This is a genomic window from Vibrio sp. QJM3NY_26 (assembly GCF_057786005.1).
In genome coordinates this window covers 654,505-672,564 of record NZ_CM173516.1, presented here as the reverse complement: position 1 = coordinate 672,564, position 18,060 = coordinate 654,505, and the positions used below count along the sequence as shown (strand labels likewise).

The window sequence follows — 18,060 nt, the reverse complement described above, 5'->3', positions numbered from 1 at the left end:
TAGAGCACTTTTCTACTCTCAGTCACCTTAGCTCGACTTGCAACGAAAAGGCCGCTCTGCTTAGTCTAGCTTAATACTAAATTGCAGAGCGGCCTTTAAAGTTTAACGTTTAGGGAAACTATCTTTGAACTTGTACTCGATAGGTTAGTGCGAAGCAATCAAATACAGTTGTTGATTACGAAGCTGTTGTCGCACCGCCATCAAAATTTCACCTAAGCGGTTCTCACCAGTTCCATCACCACCATCGCCCCAAAAATGGTCTTTATGAGAATGCTCTTTGATCACCGAATCTCCGGTGTTAGTCAGAAACAGCGCAAGCTGGGGGTTCTGTCTGAACTTCTCAGTCACAATGAACTGCATCACTTCAACACGAATGTCATACCAGTCTTCTCGAACTTGGTCTTCATAATCACGACTTAAAGAGAACGCTTCAGCAGGGGTACTGGCTTCCAAAATAGTATTGCGTAACGCTTCAGAAGCAAATTTCATCGCTTGATAATAATGTTCGCTGGTTGCCCAAACTTGATCGTTAACCTTGATGGGACAAGCTGCAAAATTTGACAGGTATCCGTTTGGATCTTCAGGTTCATAAAACAGCACTTCTTTGGCTTTAGCCACAGAATTAGACATAGCCTTCTCCTTACCAACGACATCGCATATTTTTGCTTTAACTTTAAAATTAGTGGCGTTGCATATTGCTGTCAAACAACTTAGTTCAAGAGTATGCCATGAGCATGTTTTTAGTCGGGAACAAGCAATGTAAAGGCAGGACAATGGAGTTAAATGGTGGGAGACAAGGAGCATGGTTTACTTATAAAAAACTCACAGCCCTTTTAAAAAGTCATATAAATCAAAGGGTGGCGGTGCGCCACCCTCTTAAATGCAATAGGGGTCCTTAGTGAATAAGACCTAGTTCCCTCGCTTCTTCCAGACTAAAACCGCTTTCTCTAATTTCTCTTAGAGCTTCAATACGACGACGAGCTTCAGCGGACTTCATTTTCTTTTCTGGTTTGAAAGATACTTCTTCTTCAGCATCCCACTTGTTTGCAATATTTGTCATTTCATCATGGTTGATAGAATTAATGGACATGTTTTCCTCCGAAAAGCACCATGTAATGGACAGGTAATCTGTAGCAAATGCTATTTCACTTGTTAAGACATTCTGTACTGAAATGTGATGATTCCGACGCTTCACAAAGCTAATTAATAAATGCCTCATTTAAACTTTGCCAAAGCCATTTTCTGCAATTACATTTACAAGATTCCCCATAAGAAATGTGGTTTGATCCACCTCTCATTTTCCCCGTTCTCATTTCTTGTTTCTCACTGAAACTTCGTGAAATAACCCAAGATAAATTTCGAGGCACTTCATTCTTTTTGTGCTCATCGCTTTCACTAAATTCACTTCATTATAATGATAATAGTTATCAATACCATAACTGAGTATTTATCATGTCTAGGGAAAATCCAGATAAACCACTTCTCGAAGTGAAGAATCTATGTGTCGATTACATCACCGATGACGGCGATTTTAATGCCGTAAAATCCGTAAGCTTTAGCATAGGCCAAGGCGAGATTTTTGGTTTGGCTGGCGAATCAGGGTGCGGAAAAAGTACCATCGCGTTTGCCATTAACCGTTTACACAAACCGCCTGCTTTCATCTCTGGAGGGAAGATACTGTTCGACGGGCAAGATCTGCTCGGTTTATCTGACGACCACTTGAACACCTTGCGCTGGAGCGAAATCGCCATGGTTTTCCAAAGTGCGATGAACTCACTCAATCCTGTACTGACCATTGAAGAGCAGTTCGCTGATGTTTTACGTCATCACAAAGGAATGACCAACGAACAAGCTAAAGATCGTGCAGAGAAGCTCCTCGACCTTGTAAACATTCCTCGTAACCGCCTCACCGAATATCCGCATCAGTTCAGTGGCGGCATGCGTCAGCGTTTGGTGATTGCCATTGCTCTCGCCCTTAACCCGAAGCTGATCATCATGGACGAGCCGACAACGGCGCTTGATGTGGTTGTACAACGCGAAATTCTGCAGCAAATACACCAACTCAGAGAAGAGTTTGGGTTTTCGATACTGTTCATCACCCACGACCTCGCACTAATGAGCCAGCTATGTGACCGCATTGCCATCATGCGCCACGGCCAGATCGTTGAAATCAACCAAGCCTATGAGATTCGTAACAACCCTCAGCACTCCTATACCCAAAAGCTATGGAGTTCTTTCCCTAACATTCACGAACATGCGCACGCGACTACGTGCTAGGAGAGCTCCATGTCACAACCTATTTTTCAAGTGAAAAACCTCGTTAAAGAGTTCACCGTCGGCGGTGGATTTGGCAAAGAAGCAATCTTTAGAGCACTACATGGGGTGAGTTTTGATTTGCATGCCGGTAAAACATTGGCGCTGGTTGGAGAATCAGGCTGCGGGAAAAGCACCTGCGCCCGATTGATGACCAAGGTTTACGCACCGACAGAGGGAGAGATACTGTTCAATGGCAGAGACATCTCTACCCTAAAAAGCCGTAAAGATATCTTGGATTACCGCAGCCGCGTACAAATGATATTTCAAGACCCATTTGGCTCACTTAATCCAACTCACACCATTGAGCACCACTTAACGCGCCCGCTTAAAATCCATAAGCAAGTTGCCACGAAACAGGCTCTCACAGAGCGCCTCAAGGAGTTATTAACGCTGGTGGAGTTACCCATAGAAACTCTCGCCAAATACCCACACGAGCTCAGTGGAGGCCAAAGACAGAGGGTTAACCTGGCAAGAGCGCTTGCGGTTGGGGCCGAGGTTATCCTCGCCGATGAACCGACCTCGATGTTGGATGTCTCGATTCGCCTTGGCGTGTTAAACCTAATGCAAAAAATGAAGAAAGAGTTGGGGATTGGTTTTTTGTACATAACTCACGATCTTGCTACGGCACATTACATCGCAGAAGAGACGGCGGTAATGTACAAAGGGCAGATCGTTGAATGGGGATCAACCCAGTCGATCTTAACCAATCCACAACATCCGTACACTAAACTGTTGATCTCTGCCGTTCCCGATCCCGATCTGCCATTTGGCGAACTCGTCAAAAATGAGCCAAACTATTCAATAAACGCAGACCGAATTCGAGAGCAGAGCTGTGAAATACAGCATGAAATCGAGCAAGTTGCTGATAATCACTTTGTAAAACAGTGGGATAACGTTGCATGAATGAACTAGACACTTGGTTAGAGCGGATCGGAGATTGGTACAAAGACCGAAAGCATGATCAAGTGGACCGGTTAGAACCTTTGATCTTAACGCCTCCAGATGCACTCTGGGGGCCTTTGATCACGGATGAACAAAGCAAAGGCATCGCGTGTTGGTTGGATGGGTGCCTGAGAATCTTTACTTTCTATCGAAACTCAATCGAAAACCCGCACCATCAAGAAAAGGCCTATCAATACCTGATGTTTGCTTACGGTAAGCTTCAGGCGGTGTCTTGTGACCCAAAAGCGGAACCCGGCCTACAAGAGTGGTGTACCAAGCGGGTACAACACTTATGTGTGCTGGCTTTGGAGTTTGCTAACCAACAACAAGAACCGCGCTGGAAGGAAGAATCAGAAAAACTGATCGAATCGCATGTGCGTTTTATGGCAAGCCAACACCAGAACGATGATCAAGGTGCAGCTCTACGTCAACGCCACTGATCCACTCCACGGTTTAACCCTGATCGATCAAACACCAAAGCAGAATCCTTTCACAAATAGGATCCGTAAAAAGCACGATCTAACCTTGATCATGCTTCAGGATTAGCAGTAAGGAATAATACGTAAGCTATTGAATTTTAATAATTATGCGAATTTCAGGCAAAAAAAAGCGAGTCCCTTAGGAACTCGCAAAAATCTATTCAGTATGATGTAACAAAATATGAGCCAATCTATTAATCATAAGAAAGGACAAAGGTTGTCTATTCGGAATAAATAATAATCAACTGGATGCGTTACATTGTCAGAACTTTGTCAGCGTTAGGTGCGGTTTTAATCAGCACCTAATGTGTTCAAACTATCCATTCATCGACCGTAAATAGCGGCTTCTTGCTACTGGGTATTTCTACTGCAAAAATTAGGTCGAAAGATCAACACGCCCTCGTGATTAATGGCCAATCGCCATTTCATCGAGCGCTAGAAACACATTCTCGTCCAAATGGCCTTCGTGAACTTGTTTACACACTTTACGACGTACAGCCAAACCAGAAATCAAACGTTCAATGGACAGGTGTCGATTGCTGGTGCTGTCACGGTCGTTGTACAGCTCAATTAAGCGACTCAGTGTTTCGTATGGGATAACATCCTCCCCTACTCTCAACCAATCAAGCTTCTCAATGAGCTCTGAGCACTCTTCTTTGATTGAGGCATGTGAATGCCCGGTCATAGCAGATAAAGCCGTTATACTGCGTTCTAGAGCCTCTGTGGAGGTATATTTAGAGAGAGTAATCATGATCTCATCAGCGTTGATCTCAACAGAATGTTTACGCTGCTTAACTCGACGTCCCAATTTGCCTCTTGGCGAAGGAGCTTTACGTTGAATTGGCTCAAACTCACCATCGATAATCTCAGACAGCTCTTCCAGCTTCTGCTTAGACACCATCTCATTACGCAGCGGGTTCGGTAGCGTTGGGGCCATATTACGCTTACCAGCGTTGGTGGTACGCGCTCTTGAATAACGCAACACCTCTTCAACATTACATTTGATATCAACCTGATAATCGGTGGTTTTGCCTTTTTCGATCAACGCCGTGATCGTCAAGTGATAACCCCAAAGATTCACTAGGAAAGTATCTTCTTGATCCCCTACTTCACCCAATTTTCTTAGTTCGCGGATCAAATCCATCGAGAAGCGACGCCAATCGATATTACGAGCCAACTTCTGGTTCAGCTCGCTCAGCAACATACAATCTGAGTGGCGACGTGCCATACGGCTTCTAAAGTACGAATACATTTGGAAGACCAAGGTATGTTGTTTCAGGATTTCTGGCGGAAATAGGAAGAAATAATCACGCGTCAGGAGCTCTTCGTAGAACGAAGGTTCCCAGACAAGGATATACAGGTTCGGTTTAATGCGAATTTCGCCATCAGAGCCCTCTGTAGGCGCTTCTTCCGATGCCGTAATGGTTCTAGCTAAGAATCGGAAACGATCACTCTTGAAGCCTTCTGGCATGTTCTCGCTAAGCCAACGGCCCGTGAGCTCGTGCAGTTGGAAATCGGTAAATTCGATACGGTCAATACTGTCACGGATCGAATCGCGTGCAGGACCGCTGTCTTTCTTGCCACGCAAAGACAAAATATCCGTGATGTAGAGTGGTGTTTTGTTCGGTGTGTGTTTCGCGTCGAGATGATAATCATCTTGGTGGTGATCATGATATTGGACAGTAAGCGTGAATAACGCGAACAGCGTCATCAGATCGTCAACCGTCATGATGTTTTTAGAAGATCGTGTCTCGATCACCGCTCGAGTGCCAGAGATCGAAACCATAGATTTCTGGTAGCTCTTACGGGTTCTAGGTGGCGCCAACGCTTGATCAATAATCCCCGCCCAATTGGTTGGAGAAACAATGAATTGATCCGCTTCGTCTTTCATCGTCGGTGGCGTATTCAGTCCGTGTTCATTCAGTAAGCGCTTGTTTACTTTGGTTTGAGCTAGCGCTTTAGAACGCTTCTGCTTTTCATTTTGTTTGACGCTTTCTGTCACTAAACTGGTAGCACCCAGAACCGATATCAATTGGTTTGGGTTCACAAAGCGATGCAACATGGTTTTACCCGCAAGGCCTTCTTCAAAACGAACTGGGATTTGTTTGAACAGACCAATACTTACAGCGGCTCTCAGCCTTTGTTGCAAGGCGGCGCGAGTCACTTGACCATCAGTTGATTCAATGATCTCGGTGGTGGAGACGTATCCATCTTTACTGCTAAACCCACGTAGTGAAATTAGGTTAAGAAGCTCAACGATGCTTTTGGTGACCCCTTTGAAGTGTTGATATTGTTCTATCCATTCAACGGCTGTTTCAGATACCTCAAATAAATGACCATCTTTGTGGCTTCGTGCCTTAATTAACAATTTCTCTTCTGGTTTCATTTTTGATCCGTATCACACTAACCGTAATTTCACTATAGTTCCTGAATGATAAAGAAAGAATGATCATAAATAAAGAGAATTTATTGGCTTTTAAATAACTGATCTTTTTGATTAATATGATCTTAAATGATTAAGTGATCTAATGATCTGGCTTTGAATTTGCTTTTAAGTATATGAATTATAAGTGTTTAAAAAAATCCAATTGGAAAGCATGATCATAAAGAACCCGAAACGATGATCATTAAATTAAAGAAAGCATGATCACAGAACTTCAGAACGATGATCATTAAGTCATTGTAAGCATGATCATTATCGGTTCGAAAGCATGATCATTATGCTTATACAGCTTATCCACAGTCCGTAATTGATCAAGTTGTATTAAGCGGCTTCTAAGTCACCTATGTGGATATTTTTGACAGCCAATTCATCGGAACAATGATCAAGTAATGGGGCTTTTATATCGTTCCTCCCCTTTTATGTTTAAAAATTGGTCGATATTGGTCACAGCGTCAGTGGTTGGGCACTTTTAGCTCGCAACACAATAAATCAGGAAGCATGATCATGAAATTGTCATGTTTCTGCATTTCCATTCTGTGTCGATTGAATTTCTAACCAATCAGGCCTTATAGAGCTTGAATCCCCATTGCAAAAGCATTTGTCCGTAAGTTAGCTCTAAATCTATATGCTTCCGGAACGATATTTACTTGATCATTTTTCCGGAGGTTGATCATTTCGAACGGGCATTCATACGGATCAATATTGATGAGTTTACACCTTGATCATGCTTCACAATATGGACTTATCAATTTTCTTACGAGTTATGTATCCCATGATCATTCTTCCGGTTGAGGCTCAATTCTCTTTTGTTTAGTGACATCTCTTCTTCGCTTTATTTTCTATTAACTAAGCGATTTTTTAGGGTTTACTCTTTGTTGGTTGAAAATCTATCAATTTCGAATGCAAATCACACCAACCGTAATCTATGCTTGTGTTTCAATCGTTCCGAAGATTTTTCTCTGAAATTCTATTTACATTGTAAATAAGTGATGCTGTAACATTTTAAATGTAAGGATGAAATAGAACGGTTATACATGACAAAAAAGGTCATTTTTGTGTTCGTATTAGCCGTTGTTTCATCAAACTGTAAAAATACAGTCTATTTTATGTGATTTTACTCATAAATGTATGTTCATGTTTTTGTTGTGTTTGTTGTTAATCGCTGTACAATTTGTACTTAGTTAATCATTACGGAAACTGGCAATGAAAAGAGAACAAACGATTGATAAGCTCTATCAGCTGGCCGAACAAACTCAACAAGTTCAGGCTGACCGAATTGAGATTATTCTGGAAGAGCGAAGTGATGAACATTTCCCTCCAATGTCTAAAGCTATGATGGAGACGCGTTCAGGCTTAACTCGTCGTAAATTGGATGAGGCTATCAACAAGCTTGAAGCGGATGGTCATCAGTTTACAAAGAACAACGCCAATCATTACTCGATTTCATTGACTGAAGCTCACATGCTGATGGACGCAGCTGAAGTGCCGAAGTTCCACCAACGTAAGCAGCATGTAGACAATAAGCCATGGGTTATTAACGTACAGAACCAAAAGGGCGGTACGGGTAAATCAATGACAGCGGTTCACCTAGCGGCTTGTCTGTCTTTGAACTTAGATAAGCGTTACCGTATCTGCTTGATTGACTTGGATCCACAAGGTTCTTTGCGTCTGTTCTTAAACCCACAAATTAGTGGTGCAGAGCACGACAGTATCTATTCTGCTGTTGATATCATGTTGGACAACGTGCCAGAAGGCCAAGATGTTGACCTTGAATTCTTGCGTAAGAACGTACTTTTACCAACACAGTATCCGAATCTAAAGACGATCTCTGCGTTCCCAGAAGACGCGATGTTTAACGCTGAAGCGTGGCAAAGCCTATCTCAAGATCAGTCACTTGATATTGTTCGTCTTTTAAAAGAGAAGCTTATCGACAAAATTGCTGATGATTTTGATGTGATTATGATTGATACCGGCCCGCACGTAGACCCTCTAGTGTGGAACGCAATGTACGCATCGAACGCTCTTCTGATTCCATGTGCTGCCAAGCGTTTGGATTGGGCTTCAACGGTTAACTTCTTCCAGCACTTACCAACCGTGTACGAGATGTTCCCGGACGACTGGAAAGGGCTCGAATTTGTTCGTCTAATGCCAACCATGTTTGAAGACGACAACAAGAAGCAGGTATCAGTATTAACTGAGATGAACTACCTGTTGAATGACCAAGTAATGATGGCCACTATTCCAAGAAGCCGCGCTTTTGAAACCTGTGCAGATACTTACAGCACGGTTTTCGATCTAACGGTGAGCGACTTTGAGGGTGGTAAGAAAACTCTGGCTGTCGCTCAAGACGCAGTACAAAAAAGTGCTCTAGAATTAGAGCGTGTATTACATAGCAACTGGCCTTCACTTAATCAGGGATAACAAGAATGGCGATTAAAACATCTGACTTAAATGCAAAGCTATTTGGTAAAGCAAACAAACGTCGCGTAGCTACGCCACAAGAAGCTCAAACAGCGGCTAAAGAGCAGGCTCAAGTGATCGAGCTTTCTGTTGCAGGCGAAGAATTGGTTTCATTTGAACTAGTTCGAATCCCGGCGGCTGACGTAGCAACTCAAACGGTTGTTTTCGAAGAAAATGCTCGTGAGCAATCTTTCTTAAACGAGCACGCGCTTTCTGATGTTCTTACAACATTGAAAGAACGTGGCCAGCAATACCCAGCGGTTGGTCGTAAAAACAAAGACGGTAAGATTGAAGTTCTTGATGGTAGCCGTCGTCGTATGTCGTGTATTTTGGCTGACAAAGAGTTCCTTATCTATGTTGCTGAAAACATCAACGGCGAACACGCTAAGTTCCTATCTGATGTTGCTAACGCTCATAAACCGCTTTCTCTGTATGAGAAGGGTAAAGAGATGCAAGCGAAGCTAGATAAAGGCGAAGCTGAAGACCAGAAAGCACTAGCGAAAATGTTCCAGTGCAGTGAAGCTTTGGTGAGTGGCGCGTTGAAAGCGGCGGCTTTGCCTCTTGAACTGCTACAAGCTTACCCAAATGTGAGCGATCTTGGTCGACCAACCATTGTTAAGCTACACAAACAATTCGGTGGCCTGACTGGCGAACAGCAGCAAATATTACTGACTAAGTGCGATGCTTCTGAAGGTTTTGTATGGCAGCGTAGCGAAGCACAAGGTGTTACGCGTTTAACTAAAGACGTTACTGAAACTTTGGAAGGTTGGATTCTTGAATTGGCGCCAGCGCCAGCGAAGAAAGCTTCTCCAAAAGTTGAGCTTATTAAAGGCCGCGCTTCATACAGCCGTAAGGGTTCAAACTTAGCGTTGAACCTTAAGAAAGTGGATGATGCGACAATGGAAGATATTTTAGCCTTCGTTCAATCGAAGCTCGACTAAGTCGACGACTTTCCATTACGACTCTAAAGCCGCATTATGCGGCTTTTTATTTGGCTGTGATAAACTGTGTCTAGATGAATCTGGACGCTAACTATGACAAACCCAACCAACACTTTTCTGCATACACTTTCTGATGTTGCTCAACATAATGATCACCGTTACGGCGTGGTTTTTAACGGCGATGTCGACTGGCAAAACACGGCTATTTCAACTTTCCTTCAAGATAAGAACGTTAAATCCATTTTTCAGATTGGCGGTGTCCCATTCGACGATGTGACGCATGCACCGGTCAAGAAGGGGCAGAAACTTCTGGGGCGTGAATGCCAGATTCTTGTTTGTGATTTTAGAGAGCAGTTTGACGCGAATGGTTTCAGTGCAGCACTGGGGTCGTTAGTGGGTGGCGGTTTGTTGTTGGTGTTGCCGCCAAACGTCAATGAAGCTGAAGAGGGTGGGAGTTCTGGCTTTGGCCAACGTTGGTTAAAGGGGCATTTCGATAAACTTATTTCTGTTTCGCAAACTAATGAAGCTGGCGATGTTACTCAAGCGAGTAACGCATTCCCCCCAAAACAAAACGCTGAAATCGGATTGGATAGATTTGAACAGCAAAACGTGGCAGTTGAGTTGGTCAAAAAGGTGTTGTCTGGGCATCGCAAACGTCCTTTGATTCTCACCGCAGATAGAGGCCGCGGTAAAAGCTCGACGTTGGGGATTGCCGCAGCACAGCTTCTGGGTGAACGTCATGGATTAGATATTATTGTGACTGCGCCTTCAGTGAAAGCAATCGAGCCTGTATTTTCCCATGCAATACAGCGACTCGAAGTCATCGAAGTGGTTAACGCTACACACATTCGCCATCAAGGGGGAAGTTTAAGATTCGTCGCACCGGATGAACTACTTCAATCTAAGCCTGATTGCGACCTGCTATTGGTTGATGAAGCGGCTGCTATTCCAATCCCTATGCTCAAGTCCATGGTCGGCATTTATCATCGTATGGTTTTTTCAACCACGGTACACGGTTACGAGGGCAGTGGACGAGGGTTTGGGATTAAGTTTGAATCTTGGCTTTCGGTACACCGCCCTGGTTGGAAGGGCTTTAAGCTCGAACAACCTATTCGTTGGAATAACAACGATCCACTAGAAGCTTGGTTGTTTGACTGCTTCCTGCTTGGTAACGACGCGTCGCTAAGTGACTCGGCGATTCATGAGTTAGATAACTTTTCTGTTCAGACAATCAACCAATTAAATTTAGTTGAACTATCAAAAGCAGATTGTTTGGCTAATCCACACAAGTTACAACGATGTTTTTCTCTTCTTGTGGATGCTCATTATCAGACGTCGCCCAGTGACTTAATGCAGTTCCTTAACAATCCAGCAATCCACTTGTACGCAGCCTGGCAGCAAGATGAATGTTTAGGTTGTATGTTGGTCACTGAAGAGGGTGGTTTAGATAAAGATTTGATTGCTCAGATTCAAATTGGAAAACGCAGGCCTCAAGGACACCTTGCTCCTGTGTTACTGGCGAACCAACTTGGCTGCACAGAAGCGGCGACCAGCCGCTGCCTTCGAGTGATGCGCATTGCAGTTTCAACTCGTCATCAAGGTTTGGGCATTGGTGGTTGGATGTTGGCTAAGTTATCAGAGCAAACCAGCCAAGCGGATTATCTGGCGACAAGCTTCGGTGCGACTGGTGAGTTGATTTCATTCTGGCGCGATAACGATTTTGTACCTGTCCATATTGGCCACCAGCGGGATCAGGCAAGTGGCTGCCACTCGGTATTGATGGTTAAGGCGCTTACCTCAAACTCCCAAAGCTGGATTAACCAAGCTCTAAGTCACTTCGAGCGTAGCTACTGCTTTCTTGTTTCAGGTTCTTTGGTTTCACTTGAAACCGAAATGGTGCGCGTACTGCTGCCAAAGAGTGTCGATACCGTTAGCGAGTTTGAAACTCAGTTAGTTAGAAATTACGTGAACGGTGGCAACAGTTACGATGCGATTAGCTTCAGCGTACTGAACTTGATTCTACTTGGTAACGATCGAAACATAGGTATTTCTGACTTACTCATCGCAAAGGTCGTTCAGCAGAAAGAGTGGGGGACTTGTGTTGAACAGTTTAATCTTGTTGGTCGCAAACAAGCAGAAATTCAGTTTCGTAAAGACGTCGATGTTTTGCTAGCAAATTTACAGTGTAAATAGACAAGCCATCATTTAAATAGACTGACCGTTACAAATTAGATTTACAGTGTAAATTAGAATATTGGATTTACACTGTAAACTGAAGCTCCATATTGAAATCCGTTTTTACCCTGATTATCAGCTTCATCACTTCTGTTCCACCTCTCCACAACAGCCTTTAGTCTTCTAAAGCTATTCGCCTTTACTATCTCGCTCTAATATCGAATCGACATTCAATCACACGAAATATTCTGAAAAATTTCCCTATGTATTTGTAAAGGCGAAGTAGATCATAAAATGTGTAAGTCTTATTTATGAGTCATGTTTGCAGAATCGAAAGTAAGTGATGTGACGCTGATTATTCTAATAATGTGATACTCAGCGCAGAACGAATTATATAGACTGAATAACAACTGAGTCATTAGGGATACTCAATTCGAATGTGGGATAACATTGTTACATTGTCAGAAGACAAGCAACAAGTGGTGGCATGTCTGCCGTCGGGGTTTGTGGTTGAAGCAAGCTTTGATAACACGACGTTGCCACCAACCTTGGAAGCTTTGGACGCATCAAACTATTTTCTTTTTGAAGAAGAGGTGTTGCGCTTCGTCACTCTTGCCAAAGAAGGTAAAGGGGAAGCTTACGAAGGAGTCTTGATTGCCGAAGTTCGTAACGCAAGCGTTGCTGTCGAACTGTCTGATGACGAGATGCTGGCGAGTCTGGTGGTGACGGGACCACATCATGGACACGCACTGCGCGGGAGCGACATCATTCATTGTTTAGCCCAAGCCCACATAACAAAGGGAATTAATAAGTTAGCGCTCAGAAAAGTGCTGATGATGAGTAACAAGCTTAAACCCGGTGAAAAGTTTACTCAACCCGTCGCGAAAGGGACGCAGCCAGTAAAGGGCAAAGATGCTAAGTTTGCCGCCTTGGTTGAAGACATTACTCGCCAAGTCTTGAAGCCTCGCAGTAAAGACGAAGGCAAGATTGATATGCGAGACTTGGGGCAAACCATTACTGTTGGTCAAAATGATCACTTGATGAAGCGTACTCCCGCGACCAAAGGCATCGCTGGCTTTACAGTCCAAGGTCGAATTATCCCACCGCTTCCTGGACAAGACAGTTTAATTAAGCCTGGAAAGGGCACCTACATCTCCCCTGACGACCCCAATTTATTACTCGCTTCATTTCCTGGATTACCCATAATCAAAGATAGAACTATTGAAGTAGATGACGCCTTGTGTGTTAGCAACGTAGATGTATCAACCGGACACGTTAAATTCAAAGGCAACGTCTTTGTCTCTGGGAACATTGAACCGGGAATGATCGTTAAAGCGACAGGAAGTGTCACGGTTGGTGGCTTTATTGAATCGGCAGAAGTCCAAGCACAGGGTGACATAAAAGTCGCGAAGGGGATTATCGGTCATACGACTAAAGAGGGTGAGCCGAAAAGCTGCAAGGTGTTTAGCAAAGGTTCTATCACAGCAAGCTACGCGCAGAACGCAGAACTCCAAACCGCCACCGACCTTCGACTGGGTGTGCACAGCATGAGTAATGATATTCGTTGTGGTAACAACCTTATCGTGATGGACAGTTTGAAGAAGCACGGTACGCTCAGTGGCGGCGAAGCTAGAGTCGGTGGGAAAGTGGAGTGTGTCTTTTTAGGCGTAGAAGGCGATACCGCAACCAAGGTACACGGATTTGCACGTTACGATGGTTACCGACAAAAGATAGCCGAGCTGAAAGAAACTTATAAATACGCTCAAGAGCAGACCATGGATGTGATTCGCCAAGAGCTCGAATTTAAGAAGCGACCAAAAGCGGAACGAAGCGAAGAGCAAGCACTAGAAATTGAGCAGCAAAGAGAAAAAAATAATCTTGCGATCGAAAATACTAAATCACAGTTGGATACGCTTGAAGCTGAGTTTGAAACCAACCTTGCCGAGTGCACAGTTGAGGCGCATGAAAAGGTGTATACGCGAGTGACGATTCAATTTTGTGATGAGACAGTTACCACCAAGCGAACCCATGGCGGCAGCGTTTTCTCGTTCAACCAATACGAGATTCAATGTTCATTCAAAATGGAGCAAGAAGATATCTCGTTGTAATTGAGATACTTTGAAATTGACCGACTCTGAATAGAGCGGTTCGAGCTATTTTCTACTCATTAGAACAAACAAAAAAAGGGGGAGCTGATGCTCCCCCTTTGCTTTATCTGATATTGATTTAGTTAGATTCTTTAAGTCACATGAGCGCTTTAACTTGCTGCTCTTACCTTGCCTTGCTTCAAGTCTGACAGAACTTGTGTTTTCGGGCCGTCGGCAATAATGCTGCCTCTCTCCATCACAATCACTCGATCTACAATATCCAACATCGATGTTTTGTGGGTGATAAGAATCAATGTCTCGCTTGGCAATAACTGGTTGAGTTGATGTTTGATGTGCATCTCTGAGCGATTATCCATCGCACTGGTCGGTTCATCCATCAAAAGCACGGGTGGACGTCCTAAGAAGGCTCTAGCTATGGCAATCGACTGACGTTGACCACCAGATAGCAATGCACCACCTTCGCCCACTTGGCGTTCTAAGCCTGCTGGATCTTGCTGAGTAAACGCGGTCACGCCTGCACGGCTGGCTGCGTCCATCACATCACGGTCATCGACCAACGGTCGACCTAAGGTAATGTTGTCTCTTACTGAACCGTAGAACAGGTTACTGTCTTGCGGTACACAGCCTATATTGCGTCGTACATCGACATGATGCAGTTGTTCCATGTCGGTGTCATCAATGCGCACATGGCCTTCTGTAGGCTTATATAGGCCCATAATCAAACGTTCTAGCGTGGTCTTGCCTGAACCAATTCGACCAATGATCGCGACTTTTTCACCGGGTTTGATATTAAGGGTTAGGTCTCTGATAGAAGCGACAGGCGAGTCTGGGTAGTGGAACGTCACTTTATCTAGCGCAATATGACCCTGAATAATCGGACGGTGGATGTAGCGCTTACCTTCTTCCTGTTCATCAGGCATCGACATTACTTGTTCAATCAAAGTCATTGATGACTTCGCTTGGTTGTAACGAGTAGAAAGCAAAGACAGTTGAACAAGAGGGCCAATTGCACGGCCGCTCAACATGGTCGCGGCAATCAAGCCACCCATAGTGAGTTCACCTTCTGCGATGAGGTACACACCAAAAATGATCATGCCTACATTGGTACTTTGTTGAACAAAGCCAGCCGTGTTTTGGATGCTGTCGGTGATGCGGCGACTTTTGATATTCCAGTTTGCCATGTGCGCAACCGCTTCTTCCCAACGGAATTGGAACTGACTTTGCGCGCTGAATAGCTTAACGGTTTCTAACCCAGCCAAGCTCTCAATTAAGTTCGCGTACTTCTGAGAAGCAAGTCGAGAGCCTTCTTCAATCGTACGACGCAGTGGCCCTTGGATTAACAGTGCATAGATAATCAAAATGACCACACCGACGACAGGAACAAACACAAGGTTTCCGGCCATCAGCCAAATTAACGCCAAGAACATCAGCGCGAATGGTAAGTCGATTAACGAGCCAATAGTTGCTGAGGTAAAGAACTCACGGATTGATTCAAATTCTTGCAGGTTTTTCGCGAAAGCGCCAACAGAGGCGGGCTTTGCTTCCATGCGAATCCCCAGAACTTTACTGAACAGTTTAGAGGAAATTAAGATATCGGATTTTTTCCCCGCGACATCAATGAAGTAACTGCGCATTAACTTGAGAAGCAGATCGAAAAGGAAGACGACGAAAATACCACTCGCCAACACCCACAGGGTTTCAAAGGCAAGGTTAGGGACTACTTTGTCGTACACCAAACGAGTAAACATTGGCGCGGCAATGGCGAAGATATTGATCAGAATGGATGCTATCAACACGTCACGATAGATGTTTTTAGATTCCCAAATAGTGCTCCAAAACCAGTGACCTTTCCGTGTTTTTAGAACCTCTGGTGAACGTTCATCATAACGGAATTGTTTTTTTACCAAGAAGTAGCGGCCGATGAATTGTTCTTTGAGTTCATCGACTGGAATGACGATAGGCACCATCCCGCTTTCTGCGGTGATGATCTCTGCTTCTTGTTTTTCTAAATCGATACTATTTAGAACACATGCTTCGCCCTGTTTGAGAAGTAGAATAGCAGGCAGAATCAGGTGAGGAATACTTTCTAACTCGGAACGGTTTTCTTTCGCCACTAATCCCGCTCGTTCAGCTGAACGAGGGAATAGGAAAGGGGTTAGCTTTCCATCGGATAGTGGTAGCCCATTGATCAACGCTTCGGGCGAGTTAGCTAACCCGTAATACCGACTAACGTAGATCAGTGAGTTTAATAGTGGATCTTGCATGCGATATAACCCTTACAACTATTTATCAACAATGAAGCCTTGGAACACTTCTACGTAGTTATCAGACAGGATATCTAGCTGAGTCTGAGTTTCTATTCGAGACGCAATGGTGGTTATGCCTAGGTTGTGAGCGGTTCTAGAGATCGACGTTAAGGTGAATTTCTGTTTTTCATCATCAAGGTTGTGCGTAAACAAGTAATCCAACTTCACATAGCTTGGGCGGTACTCGTTGATGTAATCCAATGATTGGAAATTACGTCCGTAGTTATCAACACCGAATACGGACTCAGCGTTACGAATGGTGTTACACAGCAGCGCCGTGTAGTGCGGAACATTGATGAAACAATTTTCTGGAATCTCAAAATGTAACAGATGAGCAATTGAGGCATTGTGTTCAAGAGTTTTACCAATCCAGCGGATAAAGCTTGGCTGAGAAATACTGCTTGGCGAAATATTGATAGCAACGGGGCTCGTTATTTCTTTCGCATTCAGTTTCTCTATCATCTTCTCGATAACGTATTGGTCGAGAATGTGGCTCATTTCTAACTGTTCTAGTGCGTATAGATATTGGTTTGCACTGTAACGAACTCCGTCTTTTTCAATCGCAGAGAACACTTCTTGGTGATACGTTTTGCCAAAGCTATTGTTTGCAGCTTGCAGACGGAAGGTGACAAGGTCGTTGATGATTGCTTCTTCAACCAACATACGCCATTGTTGTTTGCCCATCACAGCACCATGATCGTCTGCCGTTACGTAGCCGTAAGTCAGTTCACGGTTCGCCTTCGCACTTGAGAGCGCGTTATCGACCAACGACATGATTTCGGTACTGGTTTTTCGCGTATTGCTGTATGTCACACCTAGCGCGATGTGTGGATTCGCCGTACCTGTTGGGTCTGAACCTAGGTTTTGAATGCAGTTTACGATGCTGCCAGCAACAAGTTTAAGTTCGCTTTCATCAATGTTTGGCATGATGAAACCGAATTCGTCACTAGAAATACGGGCGATGGTGATATCTGGTGATGAGATTGAAGCTTGCAGCTGTTCAGCCAGTTGATGAACCAAGGCATCACCTTCTTGATAGCCTTTTTCGTCGTACTCTTCACTAATAAATTCGGCTTTTAGTACGGCTAAACCACCTAAACTGGACTCTTCTAACCACTGAGTTAACTGAGACATGTAGTAAGCGCGGTTGCCTAGCTGAGATACAGGGTCGATATACGCTCTTTCACGCAGCTTTTGAGCTTCTTTCGCTTGGTTTTTAAAGGCCAGTTCAACTTGGGTCGACATGTGGTTGATACCATCGACAACCAAGGTGAGATCTTTTGTCTTTGGACGAGCCAGTGGTTCACCAAACTGATTCTTCGCGATCTGATCCATCTTAGTAATGATCAACGAGAGCGGGCGTAAAGCACGCTTAAGGATCCAAGAGATAGACACTAAACCGAGCAAGAAGATCGTGCCAAAGATGCTCAGTAAGCGGATGAACGCTTGCCAAAGCTGATCGTAGGCAGGACCAGGGTGACTTACGATCTCGACTTCTGCCAGTTGCATCCAGCCACTGGTAATTACGCGGCGGTCATGAACAGGCTCAAATAGGTTAAGGTTAGTAAACCACTCTGGTACGCCGGTTGGCTTTACAGGGTATGAACGGAGAATGTCATCTCCGGTGTCTAGGAAAATCAATCGCACGACGGAATAAGAACTGCCATCAAATAGGGCGTTGATAACAGACTCCACTGCCACCTTGTCCTTTTCTTCTAGGTAAGGGGCGAGAGCCAGTCCAACAGTATTAATGGTATTACTTACCTCAGAGCGTTGCTGCTCCTCTAAGTATCCACGGGTGGTATTGAATTCGATCATAAAAACTGACGTCATCAGCAGTATGAATACCGCAACCATCCCGACCACAAGCTGTTTATATAAAGTCATTGT

At 44.2% G+C, this 18,060-nt stretch carries 12 protein-coding genes; 7 read left to right on the top strand and 5 right to left on the bottom strand.

The window, feature by feature from the left end; translation table 11 throughout:
- Positions 1 to 144: 144 nt before the first annotated feature.
- Both ybiA and AC3CH4_RS18270 read right to left on the bottom strand, forming a co-directional pair.
- A complete protein-coding gene (ybiA, locus tag AC3CH4_RS18275; protein ID WP_488544219.1) occupies positions 145 to 705 on the bottom strand; it encodes a riboflavin biosynthesis intermediates N-glycosidase in 561 nt (186 codons plus the stop codon).
- 190 nt (positions 706 to 895) lie between these two features.
- Positions 896 to 1,090, bottom strand: coding sequence for a PA3496 family putative envelope integrity protein (locus AC3CH4_RS18270; RefSeq protein WP_004732575.1), 195 nt, complete (start codon positions 1,088 to 1,090; stop codon positions 896 to 898).
- A 362-nt stretch (positions 1,091 to 1,452) separates the two neighbouring features.
- Between AC3CH4_RS18270 and AC3CH4_RS18265 the strand changes: the two genes are divergently transcribed.
- The 3 genes from AC3CH4_RS18265 to AC3CH4_RS18255 are packed head-to-tail and all read left to right on the top strand — an operon-like array spanning position 1,453 to position 3,698.
- The gene (locus AC3CH4_RS18265; RefSeq protein WP_054546040.1) at positions 1,453 to 2,277 is read left to right on the top strand and encodes an ABC transporter ATP-binding protein; all 825 of its coding nucleotides are present in this window, start codon (positions 1,453 to 1,455) and stop codon (positions 2,275 to 2,277) included.
- A gap of 9 nt (positions 2,278 to 2,286) precedes the next feature.
- Positions 2,287 to 3,219, top strand: coding sequence for an ATP-binding cassette domain-containing protein (locus AC3CH4_RS18260; RefSeq protein WP_054546039.1), 933 nt, complete (start codon positions 2,287 to 2,289; stop codon positions 3,217 to 3,219).
- Entirely contained in the window at positions 3,216 to 3,698 is a 483-nt protein-coding gene (locus AC3CH4_RS18255) for a hypothetical protein (RefSeq protein ID WP_054546038.1), read from the top strand. The genes AC3CH4_RS18260 and AC3CH4_RS18255 overlap by 4 nt, the downstream gene beginning before the upstream one ends.
- Positions 3,699 to 4,143: 445 nt before the next feature.
- Here the strand turns inward: AC3CH4_RS18255 and AC3CH4_RS18250 are convergent, their stop codons facing one another.
- Positions 4,144 to 6,123 carry a replication initiator protein RctB domain-containing protein gene (locus AC3CH4_RS18250; RefSeq protein WP_004732568.1) on the bottom strand — a complete coding sequence of 660 codons (1,980 nt, stop codon included), beginning with the start codon at positions 6,121 to 6,123 and terminating at the stop codon, positions 4,144 to 4,146.
- Between the two features lie 1,260 nt (positions 6,124 to 7,383).
- Here AC3CH4_RS18250 and AC3CH4_RS18245 point away from each other — a divergent pair.
- The 4 genes from AC3CH4_RS18245 to AC3CH4_RS18230 all read left to right on the top strand — a co-directional run bounded on the left by AC3CH4_RS18245 (position 7,384) and on the right by AC3CH4_RS18230 (position 13,864).
- Entirely contained in the window at positions 7,384 to 8,601 is a 1,218-nt protein-coding gene (locus AC3CH4_RS18245; RefSeq protein WP_004732566.1) for a ParA family protein, read from the top strand.
- 5 nt (positions 8,602 to 8,606) lie between these two features.
- Positions 8,607 to 9,581: a ParB/RepB/Spo0J family partition protein gene (locus AC3CH4_RS18240; protein ID WP_488544218.1), complete on the top strand. Its 975-nt coding sequence runs from the start codon at positions 8,607 to 8,609 to the stop codon at positions 9,579 to 9,581.
- A gap of 93 nt (positions 9,582 to 9,674) precedes the next feature.
- Positions 9,675 to 11,774 carry a tRNA(Met) cytidine acetyltransferase TmcA domain-containing protein gene (locus AC3CH4_RS18235; protein ID WP_488544217.1) on the top strand — a complete coding sequence of 700 codons (2,100 nt, stop codon included), beginning with the start codon at positions 9,675 to 9,677 and terminating at the stop codon, positions 11,772 to 11,774.
- A gap of 419 nt (positions 11,775 to 12,193) precedes the next feature.
- On the top strand, positions 12,194 to 13,864 hold the full coding sequence (locus AC3CH4_RS18230) for a flagellar assembly protein A (RefSeq protein WP_488544216.1): 1,671 nt from the start codon (positions 12,194 to 12,196) through the stop codon (positions 13,862 to 13,864).
- A 149-nt stretch (positions 13,865 to 14,013) separates the two neighbouring features.
- Here the strand turns inward: AC3CH4_RS18230 and AC3CH4_RS18225 are convergent, their stop codons facing one another.
- Complete coding sequence (locus tag AC3CH4_RS18225) at positions 14,014 to 16,128, bottom strand: type I secretion system permease/ATPase (RefSeq protein ID WP_488544215.1); 2,115 nt, start codon at positions 16,126 to 16,128, stop codon at positions 14,014 to 14,016.
- A gap of 18 nt (positions 16,129 to 16,146) precedes the next feature.
- Complete coding sequence (locus AC3CH4_RS18220) at positions 16,147 to 18,057, bottom strand: bifunctional diguanylate cyclase/phosphodiesterase (RefSeq protein WP_146455219.1); 1,911 nt, start codon at positions 18,055 to 18,057, stop codon at positions 16,147 to 16,149.
- Positions 18,058 to 18,060: the final 3 nt, after the last annotated feature.